Genomic DNA, 23,982 nt, shown 5'->3' with positions numbered 1-23,982 from the left:
ATTAATCATAATTGACGGGTTTTTAGCTCGGATTCCATGCTGCTGTATAGCGTCACTTTGTTGCGCAGGATTGTTACCGTTTCCTGTATGGCCAAAATCTCCGCTTCTAACGCATGCATGTGCTGTTCCAGCATCACTTTGCGTTCTGACACACTCTCAAGCCGCGTCCCCATTCTGCGTAACTCGGCATAGCGCAACATTGCCTGGATATTCATTCCGGTAGCACGTAAGCGCAATAGAAAATCTATCCAGACCATATCCTCCATGCGATACATGCGATGCGAATTATGGTGTCGAGGAATGGCATCAATCAATCCTATACGTTCGTAGTAGCGCAGAGTATGGATGCTGAGGCCAGTTGCTGCCGCAGCCTGTTGTATCGTCAAGGTAGTCGTCATGGGCGTAAGCTTAAAAGTTAGAGTGCACTCTAGGTCAAGTAATTTTATGCGCTATATGACAGATTTTGTTGAGTAGATGTAATGCAAACAAGCATGACAGATTAGAATGAGGAGTTACGCAAAACAGGGCGGATATGACGTTTTTTTGCCCACGGTCCTATGCCGTAGATATCAATGACAGAGTCATTCTTGAGCAATAGTCTTCGGAGTCAACGACTTCCGTTCTGCACTTTGCCTTTTCTGAGCACAAAAATGTCACACCGAACCCTGTTTTGTGTAAGTCAAAATTATTAAAAAATTCAAAAAATTATGCACATACTTTTGGTAGAAGACGATTCAGTGCTGGCAGATGGGATTTTGCGCATTTTTAAAGGTCAAGGCATGGCCGTTGATGTGGTGCGTAACGGCATTGATGCCGATGCTTTGTTACAGCGTGCTGATATTTCCGTCGTGGTGTTAGATATCGGTTTGCCGGGCATCGATGGTTTTGAAGTGGTGCGGCGCCTACGCGCGCGTGGTAACCAGGTCCCAGTATTACTGTTGACTGCGCGCGACTCTGTGCAAGACCGGGTATATGGTTTGGAAATTGGTGCTGATGATTATTTGGTGAAGCCTTTTGCCACGCAAGAATTGGTGGCGCGAGTGCGTGCTTTGTTGCGTCGCAGCGCGCCACAGCCAGTGCAATTGCAATTAGGCGGATTGACCTTGGATACGGCTTCGCGTCGCGCCAAAGTCAACGGGCAACAAATTGAGTTGTCTGTACGGGAATGGGCTGTGCTTGAGTATTTGCTGCAACAATCTGCACGCGTGGTGTCGCGCCAACAAATTATTGATGCGATTTTGCCTTGGGGAGCAGAACTGACCCTGAATGCGGTGGAAGTGTATATCTCGCGTATTCGTTTGAAGATTGCCGACGCCGGGATTGAGATTCGCACCATACGTGGTTTTGGCTACATGCTAGAAAAAGTAACGGCATGATGACGGCTTATTGTGACAAGACTTCGTGCAATCAAAAGGCTGCGGCATGAACAGTATTCGCCTGAATCTGCTGAAATGGCTGATCGTGCCATTACTGATCATTAATCTGGTTGGGGCAGGGGTAACGTATTGGCTGGCGTGGATTCCGGCGCAAACCGCTTTCGACCAAAGTCTGGCAGATACCGGTTGGGCCTTAGTGCCGCGCTTGCATGAGCATAATGGCGAAGTCGGGATTGATTTATCAGAGCAGGCAGAACAAGTTTTACGCGTAGATCACCTTGGAGCCACTTATTTTGTGGTGCGCAATCATGATGGAAAATTACTGGCTGGTGATGCAGACTTTCCCCCTTTGCAATATTCCGGCTCAGATAAAGCGATCAATAAGCCGACTCCTTATGACGGCGTTATGCGGAGCGAACCTATGCGATTTGTATCGTTGAAAGCAGAGGTTGGCCAGCAGGTGGTTTTTATCGGTGTTGCGGAAACGTTACGCAAACGTACGCATATTCGTTCTGAGATCTTATTCTCGCTGGCGATGTTAGAAATCCTGCTAGCGGCAGTATTGACGACAACGATTTGGGTCGCGGTCAGTCGCGGACTATGGCCGTTGCAAAAAATGCAGCAAGATTTGGATGCGCGCAATACACCTCCATATGACGACTTGTCACCGTTGCCGGAAGCCGGCGTGCAACAGGAGTTGCTCCCCGTCGTCAGGGCGGTGAATGGTTTGCTCGGTCGTTTGCAAATTGACGCCAAAGCGCAGCAAAATTTTCTTGCCAATGTCGCGCATCAATTGCGGACACCGTTAGCGGGATTCAGGACGCAGTTGGAATGGCTGCTGCAGAAGCATGCACAAGAACCGGAGACCGCGCATTCCATCGCGTTAATGGCGAGTTCAACCGAACGCATGATACGTCAGACTAATCAATTATTAACGTTGGCGCGTGCGGAACCGAATAAGTTTGAAAAAGATAGCTTGAAAGTCGTGGAGCTGAATAAATTGGTTGAGGAGTCCATCCAGCATTTTGTTGAAGAAGCGGATAAAAAGGATATCGATATCGGTTTTAATTTGCAGACAACGCGCGTAATGGGTGAGCAGTTTTTGTTGCGTGATTTGATTGATAATTTGATCGACAATGCGATCCGTTACTCGCCATCTAAAGGCACTGTCACGGTGCATGCAATACAAGGTAAAGATGGCGGGATTTTTTCCGTGGAGGACTCCGGTCCCGGAATTGCGGCATCCGAACAAGAATTCATTTTCAATCGCCATTATCGGCTCGACGACAAAAGCGCTGGTAACGGGTTGGGCCTGGCGATTGTGCGTGATATTACCAAAGATCATGGTGCCAGAATCACCGTTGAGCCTAGAGTAGGTGGTGGTACGATTTTTTCGGTTTATTTTCCGTTTGCAATTTTGGGTGCGCCATCGAAATTGCCCGGGTCTTGATTTCAATGGTTTGTTTTCATTTTGTCCGATTGAGCCGGTTGCCCATGTTTCATTTTGAGCGAGGCAGCAGAGGCGGTTGTGCTTTTACAACGCGAACCGACGATTGTCGGTTCTTTGGCGTTTGTCATCTTGCCGTCATACGAACTGTAGAAGATATATCTCACGGTATCTGATGTGTTCAATCATTCGATTGCATCATTTTCCTTTTGATAACGAGAATCCTGACATGAGAACTTTTTTATATTTATATATCCATTATCGGAAAAGCGGCTACGACGTCCTTACAGCGATGCAACGTGCCAGTCGCGCCTGGAATCAAGGGTTTTAGAAATTTTTGTATTCTTGAATCGTCAGTTTGACTGATTCGTTCAGGGTTTTAGCAGCCGTTTCAGTTTTGTGGGAATGGCTGCAAATTGTGGCGGAGTGAACACCGATAAAAGCTATTGGTGCCTTTTGTCTACTTCTTCTCGTAAAACACAATTCATCATAAGCATCGACGATGCCTATGATGGAGATTGGTTTATCTCAAAACACCCCATTACGCGTAATTCCTCCTGTATTTCTCGTCGTTCTTAAGGAAAAACGAAGTGAGAACTATGCGGCGATAGTTCCCAGAAAGTAGTGGGGCATTCATTAAACTCGATTAATAAGCGTAATACGGTCCTGTGCCGGAAGGTGTCGATGCACCGTCGATTGCAAAGTACACGTTGCGGCCGTAAAAGAAGGGCAATCCCCAGTCGAAGCTATTGCCACCTGCGACCCCTGAGGTACCGCCAATTAGTGCAGCCGTGATATTTGAAGCCAGAGCATCGACACTCACTATCGTAAAGTTAACTGTGCTGCTGGCATTGTTGGTGCCGTAATTGATCGCAGATAGTGAGAGCGGGCTGACGGGACAATAAAAATCTTTAGAGACCTTACAGACCGGGATTGTCGTATCCGTGAAAAATAATCCGTTGGAGCCGCTATCAAAAAAGCTTGAAATTCTAGGCGTTGTGCTATTTGGATAGCTAGTAGCGATATTGCCGTTGCTATCGGTTCCATATACCTGGGCATTGCCTATCAGATTGTTACTTTGCGTACCAATGCCAAAAATGAGCGAGCCGCTGACGGTCGTCAGCCCAGCGTTGGGAACCGCGCCTAAACTCAGCATTACGCCGTTGTTATCTGTCGCGAAGTACGTTACCGGATTCGCTACCTGGCTGGTAATCGGTAACATGGTGCCAGCACAAGAAGCAGTGGTGCAACCATAATAAACCGCCGGGCTCGGGATCGAACTGGCGCAAGTGCTGCCACAATCTTGTGGCCACAGGCCGACGCCCAGTATGCCATTCGCCCCTAATGTTGCTACTGTTCCCATATTTGCACCGGTGCTGGTACAAGCAGAAGGAATGGTGGCAAACGCTGCGCTATTGTCTCCAATAATTTGAATCGGCAGTGATGAAGCGGTTTCGCCAGCGACGCTGACATCAGCCTTACGCACTGAACCCCACGTGAAGCCGCTGGCAAACTGCGAGCATTCAGCGACAGGAGTGCCAGCAGCGTTGGTTACCGATGGTAGCACTATCGCTGAGTTAAGTGGGGCGATGACGCGCAGTCCAAACGAGCCGGTATCGACCAAGACGTGATCGATAGTTTGACACACGGTAGTGCCGGGGTTGCAAATCGTGACACTGACATATGGTACGTTGATTGAGCCATTACCACCTGCCGGGCCGTTATCGACTACGATGGCGGCAACATTATTTACTTTCGGCGGCGGTGGAGTCGGTGTTGGCGTTGGCGTTGGCGTTGGCGTCGGAGTTGATCCACCGCCACCACCACCTCCACCACAAGAAGCCAATACCAAACTGAATGCCGTGATACCAGCCAAGGTAGTAAGGCGGCGGAGATTAAATTGTTTAAATCCGGCAAGGGCGCGAGCGGCAAAATTCATAAACGTTTTCTTTGAAAGATTGGTGAATTAGATTACTGAATGCCGGCAGGGTCGAAGCCCGCAGGCAATGCGCTCGGAATCCAGGCGCGGCCTTCGAAGGCACGTGGGTGACCGCCTGAAAATATCACTACATCAGGATGATTAACGGATGTTTGCGGATGTCCTGCTTTAGGCGTTTTGAGCGATTCAGTGGTCAAAGTTGCGAAGTATTGCTCACCTAGTAATTGTTTCAGGTCAGGCAAAAATGGTCCTTTCCAACTTACCGCAAATACGATGCCAGATTGGTTAACGTATTGATGTACTTGTGTGCCGTTTTGGGTGCTGTTAAGCACGGTGTAATTCGCCGGTGCAGCAGTGGTTGCTGCATTTGTTGTTGAATTTTGTGTACTCACCAGCGCTTGTGCCGTGGGCGTTTTGCTATCCGAAGGAAGTGGCGCCGGCGTGCTGCCAAGGCCAGCATAGCAAACACTAGTATAAGTGGCTAAGCAAGCAACCAAAGTGCTTGCCATAAATTGAGTCAGGCGCATCAAATTTCCTTAAAGCGATAGTTGCTAGTGTTGATGTGTAGGTGGAAATGATGAGTCAGAAGCGATCGCCACGCCTCATCTTTAATTTTCAAAAAAGAAAGATTAGACTGTATATAAAAACCACAGCAAATACCAGTATCAAAAACGTCGCAAAATGTCGCTTTGATGTGAACAATTAAAACGAAAAATAAATTTAAATAAAATTGCGTATAACTATCGCCAACTCGATAGTAGATATGTATAATACGCAGCTCTGGAAGCGTGGCCGAGCGGTTGAAGGCTCTAGTCTTGAAAACTAGCGACGGGTCAAACTGTCCGTGAGTTCGAATCTCACCGCTTCCTCCAAATACTTTTATTTCCATTAACCCCTTGAAGTTTAAGGGGTTTTTGTTTGTCTGCTGATTCCGGTGTGCTGCTCAGTATGCCACTTTTATTTTGCTTCACGCAAGCGTAATAGTTACTGCAATACGCCTTCAGCACTGGGCGACCTTTTTAAAGTTCCCGACTCTCCAGTAGCGTATTTCTGCTTCGCTTATAAGCACGTTATTTTCAAATTCAACGCCTAAATATCTTTAGGGCTGCTTCAGCTATCCTTGCTATCCTTGTCGCGGCTTGGGATGCGTCATAACTGACGTCAACTGAAGTCATTTATTGGGTATGCCTAATCGATTGGGTGGGCTCGACAACGTCATGATTGTGCTCTCTTATCCGTTTGATTGCTTAATCGATTTCTCAATGAAGAAAATGACTGTGCGGCGGCTGCAATGTTAATTTATTTCCAAACGGAAACTCAAGCTAACGAGAGAGGATGGCAGAGTCGTAATGGCTCTTTTTACTCACGGCGATGGGCGTTCCTTTAACTTACCATATAGTACTTTTTCGCTCCGCCATTGAGATACAATTCCTCTCTTTTAATCCGCCAGCCTGCTCAGATACGCTTCATCCGATAGGACTACTATGCGCAAGAGGAATTGTTAAATGACGCTTGGCCACATTCCTGAAAGGCGTCTTCAATTGCCGTTGGGCCAGTCTTCATTTGCGTCGGGCATCGTCCATAGTAATTTCAGCGTGCAAGGCGATTCACGTTTGAGCTTCTTGGCGTGGCAAGAACGCATGGATCCGGTCTACCATATACGTCCTCCGGCGACTCACGGCACGGAAACATTCGATGCCTCATTTTATCGTTACTCGATCGATAATTTGACTTTCTTTAACATCCACACAAGTCAGAATGTGGCCGAACGGTCGCTGGGACGCGTGTCGACAGAAAATATTAGTGATATCTCTTTTAGTCTGTTTCTGGAGGGTGCTCCAGCGCAGATGAAGGGCTACAATCATTGGCTCGATACACACTTGCCATCCGCTCCAAGTGTTCTTGCGCAGGATATGAATCAGCCATCGACGGTCCGCAGCTTTGATGGTCGACTACTGGTATTTTTCGTGCCGCGTTTGCTGATGGAGAATGTTTTTCCCGATGCCGCTTCGTTGCATGCGCGCAGGGTTGAAGCGATTACGCCGTTAACCCAACTGATGGTTGCGCACTTGGTGGCGCTCAATCGGCAGATCGGTGATTTGAGTAAAGTCGAGGCTGAAAGTGCTTTTCGTACCGGTGTTCAACTGCTGGCTGCCGCTTTCAGCCAGCAGGCGGGGCTTTCCGGTAGTACCCGTGCGGCGGTGCGTGCAGCCGTATATGGACAAGTGCGCCGTTATGTCGAAGCGCATCTGGACGATCACAATTTATCGGCGAACAGTGTGATGCAGTCGTTGCGGCTATCGCGCGCCAGCGTATATCGTTTATTTGCACACGAAGGCGGTTTGGCTGTTTATATAAGCAATCGCAGGTTGCGTGTAGCGGCCGATCAACTGGTCCGCTTTCCGCATATACCGGTGAAGGATATTGCCTATGGGTTAGGTTTCAATAGTGCGTCGAGCTTTACACGCGCTTTTCGCCGAACCTATGACATGGCTCCACAAGGTCTCCATGAGCATGCTCAGTTGCTTGAGCAACGGCAAGCCGGGTCGAAAAATTAGTCTTCCATACGCCGTTGGCCGAAATTTAGCCCGGTTAATGTAGTCACAGTGCCAAAGCATTGTTACTCAAATCAAAAGCGGCTCCCAGTTAGATGCCTCTGCAAGATACGCAAGCCTATACACGCGTGCTCAAGATTGATATCTTTAATCCACGTGTCAAAAATCAGGAAAAACCCATCATCTAGTGCGTATTTCTGCCTTTTATATGAGAATATACTGTTGCCTGGTTGCAATGCGGGTGTGCAATTCAAGTGCGCAATACAGGTGTGCAATACAAGCGGGCGAAGAAAATACTTATAAGGAGATGGCAATGGATGTGGCAACACGGGAGATTGATGTGCTTCTAAACACTTACGCAGAAAGTCATCGCAATCCCACCAATGAGCTTATTCACGTAATTTGTATTCCCGCGATTATTTTCGCGGCGCTGGGAATGTTTTGGAGTTTGCATCCATTCATTGCTGCGCTGGTCGTGGTGGCGGCGTTGATTTACTACTGCACTTTGTCATGGCGGTTAGCCAGCGGGATGCTGTTGATGTTGGCATTGATGTTGCTGGTGTTGGAAGTCATACCCTCGCATAGCGTATTTTATCTTTCGCTGACAGTGTTTGTGCTGGCGTGGATAGGGCAGTTTGTTGGACATCATATTGAAGGCAAAAAGCCATCGTTTTTCGATGACCTTCGGTTTCTGATGATAGGCCCATTATTTGTATTGCAGATTTTTTATCGCCGTTTGCATTTGGCGTATTGATAGCGCACGTTGATTTCAATTTATGATCGCTGCTTGCGATATAAAACATGCCGTTGTAATGGATGACCCGGCGCTAATTTTGGATGATCAAAATCGTCGTTCGCATTGCGGGTCATGCCTATGCGTTGCATGACTGCTTGTGAACGATGATTGCTGGTGGCGGTAAGGGATACAATTTCTGGTAATTGCAATGTTTCGAAGCCATAAGTTAATGAAAGCTGTGCCGCTTCCGACGCATATCCCTTGCCCCAATACGCGTGTGCCAAGCGCCAGCCAACTTCGACAGCAGGCGTAAATGGCGCATCGAAACGAACCTGATTCAGCCCAACCATGCCAGCAAATGCGGTGACACCAGGGATTTCAAGCGCCCATAATCCATAGCCAAAGTCATCGAACAGCGAACGAATACGTGCCACCATAGCATCGCTTTCAGCGCGGCTTAGCGGGGCTGGGAAATATTCCATCACTTTAGGATCGACATTTAATGCCGCGAATGGTGCCAGATCCTCGTCTCGCCACTCACGTAAAATAATGCGATTACTGGTAAGTTCAGTCATTTTTGTGAATTGGAAGTGGTAAATAAAAATGGGAAGCCAAGGCTTCCCATTTTACATAGATTATTGCTGCTTACTTTGCAGCCAATCCCAACAACATTTCATTTAAACGTTTCACAAAACTTGCCGGATCTACCAACGCGCCGCCTTCCGCCAGCATTGCCTGATCAAATAAAATATTCGACCAGTCATCAAACTTGGCGTCTTCATATTTCAAACGTTGCACCAGCGGGTGATCTGGATTGATTTCCAAAATCGGTTTGGAGTCTGGTGCTTCTTGACCTGCAGCTTTCAACATGCGCAGCAGATTACCGGAGAGTTCATTTTCATCGGCAACCAGGCAAGCAGGTGAGTCGGTCAAGCGGAAAGTGACGCGCACTTCTTTGGCCTTGTCAGCTAATGCCGCCTTCATTTTCTCGACTAGTTCTTTATAATCTGATGCGGTTTCTTCATGCTGTTTTTTCTCCGCTTCATCTTCCAGGCTACCAAGATCAAGACCGCCTTTGGCAACCGATACTAATTCTTTACCTTCAAAATCCTGCATGAAAGACAGCATCCATTCGTCGACACGATCGGTCAACAGCAAAACTTCAACACCTTTTTTACGGAAAATTTCCAGGTGCGGACTATTTTTTGCCGCGACATAAGTTTCGCCAGTCGCGTAATAAATTTTATCCTGACCTTCTTTCATGCGCGCGATGTAATCGGCGAACGAGACGGTCTGAGCATCGCTGTCATTGTGCGTCGAAGCAAAGCGTAATAGTTTGGCGATGCGCTCTTTGTTGCCAGCATCTTCACCCACGCCTTCTTTTAGTACTTGCCCAAACTGGGTCCAGAAGATCGCGTATTTTTCTTTCTGCGCTGTATCGTCACTATTGGCCAATTCCTCCAGGAGGCTCAAGACGCGTTTGGTCGAGCCTTCGCGGATGACTTTAACATCGCGCGATTCTTGCAAAATTTCGCGTGATACATTCAATGGCAAATCAGCAGAGTCAATCACACCTTTGACGAAACGCAAATAAACAGGCATCAGTTGTTCTGCATCGTCCATGATGAAGACGCGCTTGACGTAAAGCTTGATACCGCCGCGCTTGTTGCGATCCCAAAGGTCGAATGGCGCACGCGCTGGTACGTATAGCAATTGCGTATATTCGCTGCGGCCTTCAACGCGGTTGTGGGTGTAAGTCAGCGGTGCTTCGAAATCGTGCGAAACATGCTTATAAAACTCAACGTACTGTTCTTCCGTAATGTCGGATTTGTTACGAGCCCACAGTGCACTAGCCTGATTGACGGTCTCGAATTCGTCCTTGATGACGGTTTCTTTTTTCTCGTCATCCCATTCTTCTTTCTGCATCAGAATAGGCAGAGAGATGTGGTCAGAGTATTTTTGAATGATGGATTTCAATTTCCACGATGACAGATATTCGTCTTCACCTTCGCGCAGGTGCAAGATGATGTCAGTGCCGCGTGTAGCTTTATCGATAGCTTCGATGCTGAAATCGCCAGCACCTTCAGATTCCCAGCAGACGCCCTCAGTAGCAGGAGTGCCGGCGCGGCGAGTATTGACGGTAATTTTGTCCGCAATGATAAAGCCGGAATAAAAGCCGACACCGAATTGACCGATCAACGCTGCATCTTTTTGTTGATCGCCCGACAATTTGGTGAAAAATTCTTTCGTACCTGATTTGGCGATGGTGCCGAGGTGGGCGATTGCTTCGTCCCGGCTCATACCGATGCCATTATCGGAAATGGTGATAGTGCGGGCAGCTTTGTCGAAAGTTACTTTGATTTTCAGATCAGGATCATTTTCCAGCAATGCGCCATTGTTGATCGCTTCAAAGCGCAATTTATCTGCCGCATCAGAGGCGTTTGAAATCAATTCGCGCAGAAAAATTTCTTTGTTCGAATACAGCGAATGAATCATTAGTTGCAGCAGTTGTTTTACTTCTGCTTGAAAACCAAGTGTTTGCTTTTCGGATACGGCCATTTTTTCCTCAGGGATGTAATTGAATCAATTTTTATAAAGTGGGGATAGCGGAATGAATTTCAAGACTAAAAACAGCCTAGTGATATATTAGCAATCACTATGAATCATTGGCATAGTAAGTGAGCTCAAGCAAGCAATTTGAAACCCATCGTCATTCCCGCGAACGCGGGAATCCATGTTAGCGCAAGGTAGATACCCGCGTTCGCGAGGATGACGGTGAGGGTGCTACTTGCGGGGCTTGCATCGGGCGTGCAAATCGATTTTTGCGCTTTGATTGCTAACAAAGCAATGTTAATTTATCCATTTTCTAGTTGTTGTTACCGACTTCATTTTCCAAAAAGCGCCATATTCCCGGATCGGACATTGCCGCAACGTTAATGCGCATGTGCGACGACGGTAATTGATTCGGCGAAAACAAGCTACCGGGAGCGAGCAAAAAGCCTTGCTCCATGGCTTTTTCTGCCAATACATTGGTGTCACAACCCGTGTCCACCCAGAGAAACATGCCAGCCGGCGTCATCATATCGACGGCAATGCCAACGCGCTCTAATTGCCGGACGGTTTTGTCGCGCCCAATTGCTAACTTGCTGCGTAGTCTGTCCGTATGTTTGCGGTAATGACCTTCTGACAGAATTTTATAGACCACCCTTTCGCCGATTTCAGAAGTAGTTAGCGTCAATAACATTTTCCTGTCAGTTAAATGCTGTGCCATGTCGCGCGACGTGGCGATGAAGCCAACCCTGAGATTGGCGGACAAGGTTTTTGAAAAACCGCCCAAGTAGATCACCCGATTCAGTTGATCTAAAGTCGAGAGTCGAGTGGCGGGTTGCACTGCGGAGCCAGGATGCATATCGCAATAAATATCATCTTCGACGATGGTGAAATCGTGCTCTTCTGCCAGTTTGAGTATCTGAAAGGCTTTAGCGGCAGACATCGAGGTTGAGGTCGGATTATGTAACACCGAGACCAATACATATAATTTCGGTTTATGCAGGGCGGCCAACTCAGCCAATTTAGTGATATCAGGTCCATCTGCCAGACGCGGAATGCCAATGACCTTCGCCCCCATGGCGGCAAACGAGCCAAACATCAAGAACCAGGAAGGATCGTCGACAAAAATCACTTCGCCAGGTTGGACAAAATGACTGGCAACTATATTCAATGCGTGCGTGATGCCGGTGGTCGTGACGATTTGATCGGGCGTGACAGCAATTTCTAATTCAGCTAGTTTTAACTGTAATTGCTGGCGTAATGGCAAGAATCCTTGTGCTTCGCCATAACCTATCAGCAAACTCGAATTTTGGCGACTAATGCCACGCAATGCATTCGAGATCAGGTCTCCATCCATCCATTCGGTAGGTAAAGTGCCAGTGCCAGGGCTTTTTTGGGCAGGCATCTGACGAAACATATTACGCACCAGCCACACAACATCCATCAATGGCGGCCATTTTTCGTTTGGCGCCTGCTCGTGATGCGTGATCAGGGCGGCCGGCTCTTTGACATAGAACCCCGAGCCTCGACGTGACTCCAAAAAACCTTTAGCGACCAATCGATCATAAGCGTCGACCACTGTAAATCGCGAGACTTGATGCTGTTCTGCGTACTGCCGAATTGAAGGCATACGCGCGCCGGTACGTAGCAATCGGTCCGCTATTTTTGATTCGACCGAACGCACGATTTGTTCGACCAATGAGGTATCCGCTGCTCGCGAAAGCAGTTGTGGCGTATCTGCAAGAATTTGCCTGATTTTTGCTTTGCGTGGAGCATCTGTATTGGTCATATCACCAGCTCAATGTGAGGAATTATTCTTTAAAGTGTACCGGTACTGTATCGGTTTTGTCGTTTAGCATACTCTTATCTGATTTTTATTGGCAACTATTATTTAGTGAGCTTGGAGCATGCGATGACACTTTTTAGCAAAAATAAACACACTCTTGCAATCGGTCAGGTATTAGCCGGCACCGCCGATAGGCCCACAACGTTACGTGTGATCAATGGCCGGGCATGGATTACCAGCGCCGGGCGCGGTGGCGATCACTGGTTGCATTCAGGACAGCGCTTGTCATTAGAAGCCAGACGACTGATTGTGGTGGAGGCCGATCGCGGCGCTTGTGAATTCGAAATTACGAGTGCAAGCAAAGACGCCGATCGGACTGGCAGATTACGTGCGCTCAAGGAAGACTTGATGACACCATTTCTGCCGACAGAGGATTTCTTGCGATGATGGAGTCTTTGTTTCCATTGGCTCTATTCGCCTTCGTTGCGACGATTACGCCTGGGCCGAACAACATCATGTTGACCTCATCGGGCATCATGTTTGGATTCACTCGGACAATTCCGCATATTTTCGGTATCACTGTCGGTTTTGCAGCGTTGGCTTTATTGTGTGCGCTCGGGGTGGGCAGTTTATTGCTGGCAGTGCCTTCTATGCACTTGCTATTGAAAACCATCAGTTCAGCATATTTGCTCTATCTGGCCTGGAAGCTACGCAATATGTCATTTAATCCCGCTGACGGCCAAAATGCAAAACCGATGTCATTTATCGGCGCAGCCGCGTTTCAGTTTGCTAATCCGAAGGCGTGGGTAATGTGCATTACGAGCGCTTCGGCATTTTTACCGGCTATACAGCCGTTGTGGCAAGCACTGGCCGTATATTGCCTGACCTTTGCGGTGGTCGGTCTGCCTTGCATCGCCTTGTGGGCTGGCACTGGCTCAGTGTTGCGCCGCTATCTGGCGCAAGCAGGGTGGCGCCGTTTGTTTTGCGTAGTTATGGTGTTGCTGACCATTTATACGGCTGTTTCGGTTTGGTTATAGCCGGACTTATGCAGAACCGTTTAGGTGACGTTGTCAGGTACTGCTTTCGCCGTGATGTCTTGCCGGAACTATTTTCCATAAGTTCTAATGTATTAAATACAAATTAAGATTTTCGGCAGAACGTCTATAGATTTGAGATAATCGCATATTGGCCGTCGCTATCCCGATCGTCAGTGTGTTTTCCATCTACCAACAATGGAGTTGTCTGTAATGTCTATTTACGAAAAGCTGAAAGAATTAAATATCACTTTGCCAGCGGTTGCTACACCTGCTGCGGCATACGTGATGTATGCCCAGAGTGGTAAGAATGTGTTTTTGTCCGGCCATTTAGCCAAGAAAGACGGCAAAGTGTGGGTTGGTCAGTTTGGTAAGAATATTAGTGTAGAAGAAGGACAGCAGGCGGCACGCAACACCGCGATTGATTTAATCGGGACCTTGCAAGCGGCATGCGGCGGTGACTTGACCCGCGTTAAACGTATCGTTAAATTGATGAGTCTTGTCAATTCAACCGGTGATTTTACAGAGCAACATTTGGTCACCAACGGTGCCTCTGAATTGTTTGGTGAAATATTTGGCGATGCCGGAAAACACGCGCGTTCAGCTTTCGGCGTGGCACAAATTCCTTTCGGTGCTTGCGTGGAAATCGAATTGATCGCCGAGATTGATTGATTGTTTTTTTTAAATTTTTAGAGCCACATTTTAAACGCAGTTTTAATCGTAGTTTTAAACGCAGTTTTAAATAAGAAGCAGTCAAGCTCGGCCATAAGCTATTAATAGTGAGACTAAGAGAACCCTATGAAACTTGAAAACCCAACAGCAATACAGTGGAATTTTTCACAACGTGCGCAAAAGCTGCAGAGTTCTGCTATCCGCGAAATTCTGAAGGTGACGATGCGCCCGGATATTATTTCTTTTGCCGGTGGTTTACCTTCACCAGCTACTTTCCCAATCGCAGAAATGCAAGCCGCATTTGACAAAGTGCTGTCGCAGCAAGGCAAGATCGCTCTGCAATATGGCCCTACAGATGGCTACGGGCCATTGCGTGAATGGGTGGCAAATCGCTTGTCTACTGCTGACGCCAAAATTGATGCGAATCAAGTCATCATGGTTTCTGGCTCCCAGCAAGGCCTGGACTTGTTGGCAAAAGTTTTGATTGATGAAGGCAGTAAAGTGATGGTCGAAACCCCAAGTTACTTAGGGGCTTTGCAAGCTTTCTCGATGTATGAACCGGAATATGTTTCAATTCCTGGTGACGAAGGTGGCCTGATTCCTGAGCAGGTTGCCGAGCTAGGGCAGGGCGCACGTTTGTTATACGCTTTACCAAATTTTCAAAATCCGACCGGCCGCACTTTGTCGCTAGAGCGTCGAGAGGCATTGGTAGAGATTTGTGCGCGCATGGGAATCCCGCTGATTGAAGATGATCCGTATGGTGCGTTGAGCTATCGTGCAGAGCCATTGCCGAAGATGTTGAACATGAATCCAAATGGCGTGATCTACATGGGTTCGTTTTCAAAAGTACTGACGCCAGGTATTCGTTTAGGCTACGTCGTTGCACCGCGCCCATTGATCGAAAAAATGGAGCAGGCGAAACAAGCGACCGATTTACACACTGCGCAATTGACGCAAATGGTCGTGTACGAAACGGTGAAAGATGGCTTCCTCGATAAGCATATACCAACGATCCGCAAGCTCTATTCGGATCAATGCGATGCGATGTTGGCTGCGTTGCAAGCCTACTTCCCTAGTCAGGCAACCTGGACTAAGCCGGAAGGCGGCATGTTCATCTGGGTAACGTTGCCTAAGCATATCGACAGCGCAAAATTATTAGCGCAAGCGATCGAACATCATGTTGCGTTCGTTCCTGGTGGACCGTTCTATGCGAATACACCAGAAACCAACACGCTACGTTTGAGTTTCGTCACCGTGCCACCAGCGAAGATACGCGAAGGCGTTGAAATCCTGGGTAAATTGATTGCGACAATGTTGTAATCTACCAGTTGATCTACGCCCCGAATTTTGGGCGTAGATCAGCAATAATAAGCAATGACGCCTGAACATTTACAACTGCTAGTCAATCGTGAAATGCCTTTTGGTAAATACAAAGGCCGTTTGATTGCTGACTTGCCCGGACATTATCTCGGCTGGTTTGCGCGTGAGGGTTTTCCATCTGGTGAACTTGGCAAGTTGATCGCGCTGATGTACGAACTGGATCATAATGCGCTGCGACATTTGCTTGATCCTCTGCGTCCGCCGAAGTAAATACTAAAAAAGCCTGCAGCCAGTCCCTTTTTTCTCCGCTAATAAATAAAGCGGTGCCAACAATCCACCGCGCATGCCGTTCGCAACGAAGCAATCAGGACGTCCTGATTTAGCGATGTCGCGCGCCAGCCGGGTTTCTGCTTCCGGTGCATACAGTGGTTTGGTACGCAACTGGCCAACGGCAGTTTGATCTCTTTCTTTATCTATCCCATTTACTATTGCACCCACGCTGCTGCGCAATTGATCGACATCAAGTGACTTATTAGAGTTTGGTGACCCAGCAATATGTTCAGCGGCTGGTGTGTCAGCAGGAGTGCTTGGGGCTATGTTGACCCGAGTATTGCTAGTTGCTGCGTTGGCTTCTGATCGTTTAGATGCCGCTATTGCAGGATTTTTTCTCCTGTTTTTTGGTGCGATATTCGCAGCAGGAGCTGATTTTGGTACGACTAACGCGGCTTGTGGCGGCGTTAGCCGTATGTGAACTTCAAGCGGTGCGAATTGTTCTGTTTCGGGAGATTCAATCTGAGAATCAGGACGATAATCACGGAATAAAAAAATCAGTAAACCATGCAGCATCAGCGACAAAAATACCGCAACAGCGATATAGCTTACGCGGTTGGGAGCAGGGAAGTAGATGCTGTTTGCCGCACTACCTGAAGCTGCTCCCATTCCACACCTCTTTAGGTTATTTTTGCGCGCTCAATGTCAGTGGTTTAACTTTTGATTCTAACGCTTTACCTTTGCGCGCACGTTTTGCGATATGCGGTGCCAGGCCGCTGGCAGAAAGGGCAACTTCTTGCGCCTTGCCGCCGCGACCTATGCCAGAAACCAATACGCCGCGTTGACTGATAGGCTCGGCAGCGATTAATTTTTCACCCGGTTCCAAATCCATCAAAATCACGCCACGACCACCATTGGTCAGTGACTTACATTCATCCAGACCGAACACTAGCAAGCGTCCCTTTTCGGATAAGCATGCAACTGCACTCGCATTGCTGCCGACCGGGCGTGGCAGTAATGGCTGATCGCCGTTATCAAGGGTGATGTACGCTTTACCGGCTTTGACGCGGCTCAGCATATCACCTACTTTGGCTGTAAATCCGTAACCGGCAGATGACGCCAGTAACAAGGTGATATCAGCAGTGCCAGCGAAGTAGTGCAAGATGTTGCTGCCGTTGGCCAGATCGATCAATGTGGTGATTGGCACGCCATCACCACGTGCATTGGGCAAGGCCGCCACTGAGACCGAGTAAATTCGGCCATTTGATCCAAACACCAGCAGGTTATCTACGGTGCGACATTCAAACGCACCATACAAAGCATCGCCGGCCTTAAACGTGAACTGGCCGGCATCATGCGCATGGCCAGTCCGGGCGCGTACCCAACCTTTTTGTGAAACGATGACGGTAACAGGTTCATCGATCAGCTTGGTTTCAGCCACGGCTTTTTCTGCTGCCTGAATCAAGGTACGACGCGCATCGCCGTATTGCTTTTGATCGGTTTCAATTTCTTTGATCAGCAAACGCTTCATGGATGCCGGATTTTCCAGCAAATCTTCGAGCGCTTTCTTTTCATCTCGTAAGCTCGCCAATTCTTGTTGAATTTTAATGGCTTCCAGTCTAGCCAATTGGCGCAACCGAATTTCCAAAATATCTTCAGCCTGACGATCTGACAGTTTGAATGCGGTCATCAGCGCCGGTTTCGGCTCATCTGATTCGCGGATGATTTTGATGACCTTATCAATATTGAGCAGAACCGCTTCACGACCTTCCAAAATGTGGATACGATCTTCCACTTTTTGTAATTTGAATTGGCTGCGACGAGTGATGGTGGTGAAGCGGAAATCTATCCACTCACGCAAGATCATGCCCAACCCTTTTTGACGCGGTCGACCATCGCCGCCTATCATTACCAGATTGATGGACGAGCTGCTTTCCAGAGAGGTATGTGCCAACAGCATGTTGGTAAATTCGGTCTGGTCGATATTCTTGGATTTAGGTTCAAATACTAAGCGTACCGGCGCATTGCGACCAGATTCATCACGCACCGCATCGAGCGACGACAAAATCGTAGCCTTGAGCGTTTGCTGCTCTGCAGACAAGGCTTTTTTGCCGAGCTTGATTTTTGGATTGGTCAGTTCTTCGATTTCTTCCAGTACTTTTTGTGACGACGTACCGGGAGGCAGTTCATTGACCACCACTTGCCATTGGCCGCGTGCCAATTCTTCTATTTTCCAGCAGGCACGCACCTTCAAACTGCCGCGGCCAGTTTCATAGATATCGGCAATTGCGTTAGCAGCCGTGATGATCTGGCCGCCGCCGGGGAAGTCTGGGCCAGGAATGAATTCCATCAATTCAGCATGGCTAAGATTGGGGTTGCGAATTAATGCGACCGCCGCTTTAGCAACTTCAGTCAAGTTATGAGACGGAATTTCTGTCGCCAGGCCTACTGCAATACCGGAAGCACCGTTTAATAAAACGAAAGGCAAGCGTCCCGGGAGCAGAGTTGGTTCTTCAGTGGAACCATCGTAATTCGGTTTGAAGTCGACCGTACCCATGTCGATTTCATCGAGCAGCAACTTTGCGATCGGCGTCAGACGCGCTTCGGTATACCGCATCGCCGCAGCACCGTCACCATCGCGCGAACCGAAGTTACCTTGCCCATCAATCAGGGGATAACGCAATGAAAAATCCTGGGCCATACGCACCATGGCGTCATACACCGATTGATCACCATGCGGATGTAATTTACCCAGTACATCACCGACCACCGTGGCAGATTTGCGCGGCTTGGCTGCCGCATTCAAACCTAATTCATTCATCGAATATAAAATGCGTCGCTGCACCGGTTTCTGGCCGTCAGAGACATCAGGCAGAGCGCGACCTTTGACTACCGAAATGGCGTAATCAAGATAGGCGCGTTCTGCAAATGTAGAGAGGGTGAGTGTCTCACCTGATGGTTCATCGGGTGGCGGGGTATCAAATAAATCGTTTTGTTCTGTCATGAAATTTTAATTGCGAAGCGGTTATTTATATAAATGACTCAAATTTTTCTCGTCGCTCCGGCAGGCAGGCGAAGAGGGTTATTCGTTAATCCAGCAAAGGTTTTGTTCCATCAGGCATATTACGACGACCAGGCAATGTCACGTGAATGCGGTTGGCGTTACCACTCGTCATGCTATCGCTGACAGGTATGATTCCGGCGGGGCGATAAATTTGATAAAACTGACTCACGATCTGCACATAATTGCGTGTTTCAGGATAAGGCGGAATCTGATTGTTGTATTTTTTTATTGAACCTTCACCAGCGTTATAAGAAGCAATCACTAATTCCTGCTTGAGCGGGAACATCAATATCAGGTCGCGCAGATAACGCGCGCCGAGACGGATGTTGGTGCGTGGATCGCTCAGTTTTTCCTGTATGGTTTTTTTCTGATCGCCGACCATGCCATAGCGTTCGGCAGTGTCCGGCATGATTTGCATGAGTCCAATCGCGCCTTTTGCTGAAACCGCGGTTGGATTAAATCCAGACTCAGTGGCCATGACTGCTTTAAGCAGTGCGGGATCTAGTTTGAATTCCTTTGCCGCCTGATTGACGAATATTTCGTACTTTTTTAAGCCAGGATGTTGTGACAAATAGTGATACAGCGGCGTCTTGCTGAAGTTGGGATCAAACTTGATGTTGCTGCTGCCAGTCGATAGTTTTGAAGAGTCGAAGTAAGCGCTGCCGTGCATGAAAAGCTGATATCGCTGATCCAGTTTTTCGGTCGCAAAATGGCTCATGCCTTGATTGTCGATATAGCCATAAATATCCGCACGCGCGTCCATCGTCACAACCGCCGCACCCATACCAAATAGTAGGGGGAGGAGGTAAGTGAAATGACGCAAACGTGTGGAAATACTCATAGTTTCCTGTCGATTAAATGTCAGCCTCTGCTTCGTTACCGTGTTCTTCTATCCACGCGCGACGTGCTGCAGCCTCGCCTTTGCCCATCAACATATTGAAACGGTGTTCGGATGCTGTTAAATCGAAGTCGCCAAGCGTGATGGGTAACAAGCGACGGGTATCCGGATTCATCGTGGTTTCCCACAATTGCTCAGCATTCATTTCACCCAAACCTTTGAAGCGAGATATTGCCCAAGCTCCTTCTTTCACACCTTCTTTACGCAATTTATCTTCAATAGCTTCTAGCTCACCATCGTCCAATGCATAAATTTTTTGCGCAGTTTTTTTGCCACGCGCTGGGGCGTCTACCCGATACAGCGGTGGGCGTGCGACGCAGATATTGCCGCGGTCTATCAGTTGTGGGAAATGACGGAAAAACAAGGTTAGCAATAAGACTTGAATGTGCGAACCATCGACATCGGCATCCGACAGTATACAGATTTTGCCGTAACGCAAAGTGCTGAAGTCAACTGTGTCATTTTTGCTATGAGGATCAACGCCAATGGCAACTGCAATATCGTGGATTTCATTATTGGCGAACAGACGGTCGCGTTCCGTTTCCCATGAGTTCAACACTTTGCCGCGCAGAGGCAAAATCGCCTGGAATTCTTTATCGCGCCCCATTTTTGCTGAACCACCGGCCGAGTCACCTTCGACTAAGAATATTTCATTTCGGCTGATGTCGCTCGATTCGCAATCGGTTAATTTCCCCGGTAAAACGGCGACGCCCGAAGATTTTTTCTTTTCAACTTTTTGTGCCGAACGCAAACGATTTTGAGCTTGTTTGATGACCAGTTCGGCGAGTTTTTTACCGTATTCAACGTGATGATTTAGCCATAATTCCAATGCCGGTTTGGTGTAAGTCGACACTAAACGCACGGCGTCACGCGAGTTCAAGCGCTCTTTAATCTGTCCTTGGAACTGAGGGTCCAACACTTTCGCAGACAAGACAAATGACACCCGAGCGAAAACATCCTCAGGAAGCAGCTTGACGCCTTTTGGCAGTAAAGAATGCATTTCAACGAAGCTTTTTACTGCGCCAAACAAGCCTTCGCGCAAGCCGGATTCGTGTGTGCCGCCAGCTGATGTCGGAATCAGATTGACATACGACTCACGCACAATGGCGCCATCTTCCGTCCACGCGACTACCCAGGCGGCACCTTCGCCTTCAGCAAAACCTTCGGACTCCGCAGTGGCGTATTGTTCGCCTTCAAATAAGGGGATTAGCGGCTCCGCATTTGAAGATTGCGCCAATGTTTCCATTAAATAGCCGCGCAACCCCTGGTCGTATTGCCACGTTTGGCTGTCGCCTGTTTTAGCGTTGAGCAGCGTAACTTTGACGCCTGGCAGCAGTACCGCTTTGGAGCGTAATAGTCGTTGTAATTCCGGCTGCGAAATGACCGCTGAATCAAAATACTTGGGATTTGGCCAAGCGGTCACACGGGTGCCGGATTTTTTGTCATCGCGAGTTTGTGGGCGTGTTGTGAGCTTTTCAATCACATCGCCATCAGCAAAAACCAATTGATGCACGCCCGCTTCTCGCCAGACGGTAATTTCCAAGCGACTCGACAGTGCGTTGGTAACGGAAACGCCGACACCATGCAAGCCACCAGAGAACGCATAAGCGCCGCCACTGCCTTTATCGAATTTACCGCCAGCGTGCAAACGGGTGAAGACGATTTCGACCGTAGGAACGTTTTCTTCCGGATGTAAGCCCACCGGAATCCCGCGGCCATCATCTTCGACGCTGACGCTGCCATCGGCATTGAGTGTGACCAGGATATTTTTGCAATAGCCACCCAAGGCTTCGTCCGAAGCATTGTCGATCACTTCCTGGATGATATGCAGCGGGTTCTCGGTGCGCGTGTACATACCGGGACGTTGCTTGACCGGCTCCAGGCCTTTGAGGACTCGGATGGATGATTCGCTATAGTCAGATGGTTGGTTTTTTTTAGTTGCCATGCAAATGGGAATAAATTTGTTATTTGATATGAAAACGAAAAGTGCTCAGAGTATTCTCTGTGCGCATTCTAATGAAAAAACGGGAAGAGGGTAATTAATGCTGTTGATTTTTAATCAGTAAACGGATGTTAGCCAGAGTCGGGGCAGTGTCGGCATGATGCGCTCACCGACTTATGGCGTGGATATTGGAAAGAGGATTGTGTTTAGATAACGAACTTTGAAGTTAACTTCTTTCTCTATGCATTTCGCCGTATAGCGAGCTTACCGTGCCAGCGCTGCCCCGATTCTGGTTAATATCAGTTATTTACTCAACAACTGCATTCCACGTTCCAAGCCATCTATAGTCAGGCCAAACATACGATTATTCATCAATTTACGGATAATATCGACTGATTGCCGGTATTGCCAGATACCTTCCGGCTCCGGATTGAGCCAGATGAACTTAGGGAAGGCGCTGGTAAAGCGCTGCAGCCATTCGGCACCTGCTTCTGGATTGCTGTATTCCACTGATCCGCCTGGTTGTAAAATCTCATACGGGCTCATGGTGGCGTCGCCAACGAAAATCAGTTTGGTATCCGGTTTGTATTTGCGCAGAATATCCCATGTGTCGAAACGTTCTGCATGACGGCGGTGATTATTTTTCCAAACGTAATCGTAGACGCAATTATGGAAATAAAAAAAATCCATATGTTTGAATTCGGTTTTGGCGGCAGAAAATAATTCTTCAGTACGACTAATGTGATCATCCATGCTGCCACCGACGTCTAGCAACATCAGTACTTTGATATTGTTTTTACGTTCGGCCTGCATCTTGATATCCAGATAGCCAGCGTTATTGGCGGTGGCGCGGATAGTGTCATCTAACGCCAATTCTTCTTGTACGCCTTCACGCGCAAATTTACGTAAGCGACGCAATGCCACTTTAATATTGCGCGTGTTCAGTTCGCGCTCATCGTCGTAGTCACGGTAAGTGCGTGCTTCCCATACTTTCACGGCCGTGCGGTTGCCGCCTTTGCCGCCAATGCGTATTCCCTCAGGATTGGTGCCGCCGTGACCAAACGGGGATGTGCCACCAGTGCCTATCCATTTGTTACCGCCTTCGTGCCGTTCCTTTTGTTCTTCCAGCAACTGCTTAAGCCTATCCATCATTTTGTCGTAGCCGAATTTTTCCAGCTGCGCCAATTGTTCCGGTGACAGATCGCGTTTAATCCGTTGGACTAACCAATCTAACGGAATCTCGGGATTTTTTTCAAAGAGCGTTTGTATTCCTTTGAAATACAAGCCGAAAGCGCGATCAAATTTATCGTAATGCGCTTCATCTTTGACTAAGGTAGTGCGCGCCAGAAAATAAAAATTATCAATCGATGGCGCGATGACTTGCTTTTGCAATGCTTCTAGCAGAAGCAAAAATTCTTTAATCGACACTGGAATTTTTGCATCTTTCAGCACATAGAAAAAATCAATCAGCATAGAGAATACCTTGTAAAACTTATTGTGCTGTCAGCGATTTTTACCTGCCATAAACACCAGACGTTCAAATAAGTGCACATCTTGTTCGTTTTTAAGCAGTGCGCCATGTAACGGCGGCACAATGGCTTTGGCATCAACACTATGCAAAGCTGAGGCCGGTATATCTTCGGCTAACAATAATTTTAACCAATCCAGCAATTCGGATGTGGACGGTTTTTTCTTCAAACCAGCGACTTCGCGCACTTGATAAAACGTTTCTAGTGCTTGCGCCAGTAAATCTTTTTTCAAGTGAGGAAAATGCACGTCAACAATGTCGTGCATGGTTTTTTTGTCGGGGAACTTGATGTAATGAAAGAAGCAGCGGCGCAAGAAAGCATCCGGCAATTCTTTTTCATTGTTCGACGTAATGATGACCAATGGCCGGTGCTTGGCTTTGACCATCTGCCGAGTCTCATACACATAAAATTCCATGCGATCGAGTTCTCGTAACAAATCATTGGGGAACTCTATGTCGGCTTTGTCTATCTCATCAATCAATAAAACTACTTGTTGATCCGCGTTGAAGGCTTGCCACAATACACCTTGCACGATGTAATTGTGGATATCCTTGACGCGTTCATCACCTAATTGTGAATCACGCAAACGCGACACGGCATCGTATTCATATAAACCTTGCTGTGCTTTGGTGGTCGATTTGATATGCCATTGCAATAAAGGCATATCGAGTGCCGCAGCCACTTCTTCGGCCAACATGGTTTTTCCTGTGCCTGGCTCACCCTTGATCAACAATGGTCTTTGCAGAATGAGCGCGGCGTTGACGGCCAGTTTCAGATCGTCTGTTGCAACGTAGTTGCGGGAACCTTCAAAGCGTGTTTCTTGTCGCATAGTGTGATGTCATCTAGAAGAAAAGATACTGCAGT

The 23,982-nt window shown here is 47.9% G+C and carries 21 protein-coding genes and 1 tRNA gene; 10 read left to right on the top strand and 12 right to left on the bottom strand.

All coding sequences use genetic code 11. The features are described from left to right. Nucleotides 1–5 precede the first annotated feature (5 nt). On the bottom strand, nucleotides 6–398 hold the full coding sequence (locus GEV47_RS02435; RefSeq protein WP_153233107.1) for a MerR family transcriptional regulator: 393 nt from the start codon (nucleotides 396–398) through the stop codon (nucleotides 6–8). Nucleotides 399–707: 309 nt separating this feature from the next. On the opposite strand from GEV47_RS02435, the gene GEV47_RS02430 reads away from it, so the two are divergent. Together GEV47_RS02430 and GEV47_RS02425 are read left to right on the top strand one after the other, a co-directional pair. Further along, nucleotides 708–1,376: a response regulator transcription factor gene (locus tag GEV47_RS02430; RefSeq protein ID WP_153233106.1), complete on the top strand. Its 669-nt coding sequence runs from the start codon at nucleotides 708–710 to the stop codon at nucleotides 1,374–1,376. 46 nt (nucleotides 1,377–1,422) lie between these two features. Then, on the top strand, nucleotides 1,423–2,826 hold the full coding sequence (locus GEV47_RS02425) for a sensor histidine kinase (protein WP_153233105.1): 1,404 nt from the start codon (nucleotides 1,423–1,425) through the stop codon (nucleotides 2,824–2,826). Nucleotides 2,827–3,469: 643 nt separating this feature from the next. Here GEV47_RS02425 and GEV47_RS02420 read toward each other — a convergent pair. Both GEV47_RS02420 and GEV47_RS02415 read right to left on the bottom strand, forming a co-directional pair. Beyond that, nucleotides 3,470–4,762, bottom strand: a complete 1,293-nt coding sequence (locus GEV47_RS02420; RefSeq protein WP_153233104.1) for a DUF3443 domain-containing protein — start codon at nucleotides 4,760–4,762, stop codon at nucleotides 3,470–3,472. A 32-nt stretch (nucleotides 4,763–4,794) separates the two neighbouring features. After that, the gene (locus GEV47_RS02415) at nucleotides 4,795–5,289 is read right to left on the bottom strand and encodes a DUF2844 domain-containing protein (RefSeq protein ID WP_153233103.1); all 495 of its coding nucleotides are present in this window, start codon (nucleotides 5,287–5,289) and stop codon (nucleotides 4,795–4,797) included. Nucleotides 5,290–5,544: 255 nt separating this feature from the next. Here GEV47_RS02415 and GEV47_RS02410 point away from each other — a divergent pair. The 3 genes from GEV47_RS02410 (at nucleotide 5,545) to GEV47_RS02400 (ending at nucleotide 8,071) form a co-directional block, all read left to right on the top strand. Then, nucleotides 5,545–5,634: transfer RNA gene (locus tag GEV47_RS02410), tRNA-Ser, on the top strand. A gap of 633 nt (nucleotides 5,635–6,267) precedes the next feature. Then, complete coding sequence (locus GEV47_RS02405; protein WP_153233102.1) at nucleotides 6,268–7,320, top strand: AraC family transcriptional regulator; 1,053 nt, start codon at nucleotides 6,268–6,270, stop codon at nucleotides 7,318–7,320. Nucleotides 7,321–7,624: 304 nt separating this feature from the next. Further along, nucleotides 7,625–8,071 (top strand): Mpo1 family 2-hydroxy fatty acid dioxygenase, encoded by a 447-nt coding sequence (locus tag GEV47_RS02400; protein WP_407646182.1) that lies wholly within the window; start codon nucleotides 7,625–7,627, stop codon nucleotides 8,069–8,071. A gap of 20 nt (nucleotides 8,072–8,091) precedes the next feature. On the opposite strand, the gene GEV47_RS02395 is transcribed toward GEV47_RS02400, so the two are convergent. The 3 genes from GEV47_RS02395 to GEV47_RS02385 all read right to left on the bottom strand — a co-directional run bounded on the left by GEV47_RS02395 (nucleotide 8,092) and on the right by GEV47_RS02385 (nucleotide 12,392). After that, nucleotides 8,092–8,628 carry a GNAT family N-acetyltransferase gene (locus tag GEV47_RS02395; RefSeq protein ID WP_153233100.1) on the bottom strand — a complete coding sequence of 179 codons (537 nt, stop codon included), beginning with the start codon at nucleotides 8,626–8,628 and terminating at the stop codon, nucleotides 8,092–8,094. A gap of 70 nt (nucleotides 8,629–8,698) precedes the next feature. Then, a complete protein-coding gene (gene htpG / locus GEV47_RS02390) occupies nucleotides 8,699–10,612 on the bottom strand; it encodes a molecular chaperone HtpG (RefSeq protein WP_153233099.1) in 1,914 nt (637 codons plus the stop codon). 307 nt (nucleotides 10,613–10,919) lie between these two features. After that, a complete protein-coding gene (locus GEV47_RS02385; RefSeq protein WP_153233098.1) occupies nucleotides 10,920–12,392 on the bottom strand; it encodes an aminotransferase-like domain-containing protein in 1,473 nt (490 codons plus the stop codon). Nucleotides 12,393–12,515: 123 nt separating this feature from the next. Between GEV47_RS02385 and GEV47_RS02380 the strand changes: the two genes are divergently transcribed. The 5 genes from GEV47_RS02380 to GEV47_RS02360 all read left to right on the top strand — a co-directional run bounded on the left by GEV47_RS02380 (nucleotide 12,516) and on the right by GEV47_RS02360 (nucleotide 15,685). Then, nucleotides 12,516–12,836, top strand: a complete 321-nt coding sequence (locus GEV47_RS02380; protein ID WP_153233097.1) for a DUF2917 domain-containing protein — start codon at nucleotides 12,516–12,518, stop codon at nucleotides 12,834–12,836. Next, nucleotides 12,836–13,426 (top strand): LysE family translocator, encoded by a 591-nt coding sequence (locus GEV47_RS02375; protein ID WP_194270581.1) that lies wholly within the window; start codon nucleotides 12,836–12,838, stop codon nucleotides 13,424–13,426. Before GEV47_RS02380 ends, GEV47_RS02375 begins: the two co-directional genes overlap by 1 nt. Before the next feature lie 210 nt (nucleotides 13,427–13,636). Then, nucleotides 13,637–14,095 (top strand): RidA family protein, encoded by a 459-nt coding sequence (locus GEV47_RS02370; RefSeq protein ID WP_153233095.1) that lies wholly within the window; start codon nucleotides 13,637–13,639, stop codon nucleotides 14,093–14,095. Between the two features lie 126 nt (nucleotides 14,096–14,221). Continuing rightward, nucleotides 14,222–15,415 (top strand): aminotransferase-like domain-containing protein, encoded by a 1,194-nt coding sequence (locus GEV47_RS02365; protein WP_153233094.1) that lies wholly within the window; start codon nucleotides 14,222–14,224, stop codon nucleotides 15,413–15,415. A 54-nt stretch (nucleotides 15,416–15,469) separates the two neighbouring features. Further along, nucleotides 15,470–15,685 (top strand): DUF3820 family protein, encoded by a 216-nt coding sequence (locus GEV47_RS02360; RefSeq protein WP_153233093.1) that lies wholly within the window; start codon nucleotides 15,470–15,472, stop codon nucleotides 15,683–15,685. A 3-nt stretch (nucleotides 15,686–15,688) separates the two neighbouring features. On the opposite strand, the gene GEV47_RS02355 is transcribed toward GEV47_RS02360, so the two are convergent. The 6 genes from GEV47_RS02355 to GEV47_RS02330 all read right to left on the bottom strand — a co-directional run bounded on the left by GEV47_RS02355 (nucleotide 15,689) and on the right by GEV47_RS02330 (nucleotide 23,947). After that, the gene (locus tag GEV47_RS02355) at nucleotides 15,689–16,354 is read right to left on the bottom strand and encodes a hypothetical protein (protein WP_153233092.1); all 666 of its coding nucleotides are present in this window, start codon (nucleotides 16,352–16,354) and stop codon (nucleotides 15,689–15,691) included. Nucleotides 16,355–16,370: 16 nt separating this feature from the next. Further along, nucleotides 16,371–18,689, bottom strand: a complete 2,319-nt coding sequence (gene parC, locus GEV47_RS02350; RefSeq protein WP_153233091.1) for a DNA topoisomerase IV subunit A — start codon at nucleotides 18,687–18,689, stop codon at nucleotides 16,371–16,373. Between the two features lie 85 nt (nucleotides 18,690–18,774). Continuing rightward, nucleotides 18,775–19,590, bottom strand: a complete 816-nt coding sequence (locus GEV47_RS02345; protein WP_228124529.1) for a lytic transglycosylase domain-containing protein — start codon at nucleotides 19,588–19,590, stop codon at nucleotides 18,775–18,777. 13 nt (nucleotides 19,591–19,603) lie between these two features. Beyond that, on the bottom strand, nucleotides 19,604–21,592 hold the full coding sequence (locus GEV47_RS02340; RefSeq protein WP_153233090.1) for a DNA topoisomerase IV subunit B: 1,989 nt from the start codon (nucleotides 21,590–21,592) through the stop codon (nucleotides 19,604–19,606). 300 nt (nucleotides 21,593–21,892) lie between these two features. After that, the gene (locus tag GEV47_RS02335; protein ID WP_153233089.1) at nucleotides 21,893–23,062 is read right to left on the bottom strand and encodes a vWA domain-containing protein; all 1,170 of its coding nucleotides are present in this window, start codon (nucleotides 23,060–23,062) and stop codon (nucleotides 21,893–21,895) included. A 30-nt stretch (nucleotides 23,063–23,092) separates the two neighbouring features. Then, a complete protein-coding gene (locus GEV47_RS02330; RefSeq protein ID WP_153233088.1) occupies nucleotides 23,093–23,947 on the bottom strand; it encodes an AAA family ATPase in 855 nt (284 codons plus the stop codon). Between the last annotated feature and the right edge of the window lie 35 nt (nucleotides 23,948–23,982).

The sequence above is a fragment of the Glaciimonas soli genome, assembly GCF_009497155.1.
Classification (GTDB): domain Bacteria; phylum Pseudomonadota; class Gammaproteobacteria; order Burkholderiales; family Burkholderiaceae_D; genus Glaciimonas; species Glaciimonas soli.
Note: the sequence above shows the minus strand (reverse complement) of the source record. Positions and strands in the feature narration are given on the sequence as shown.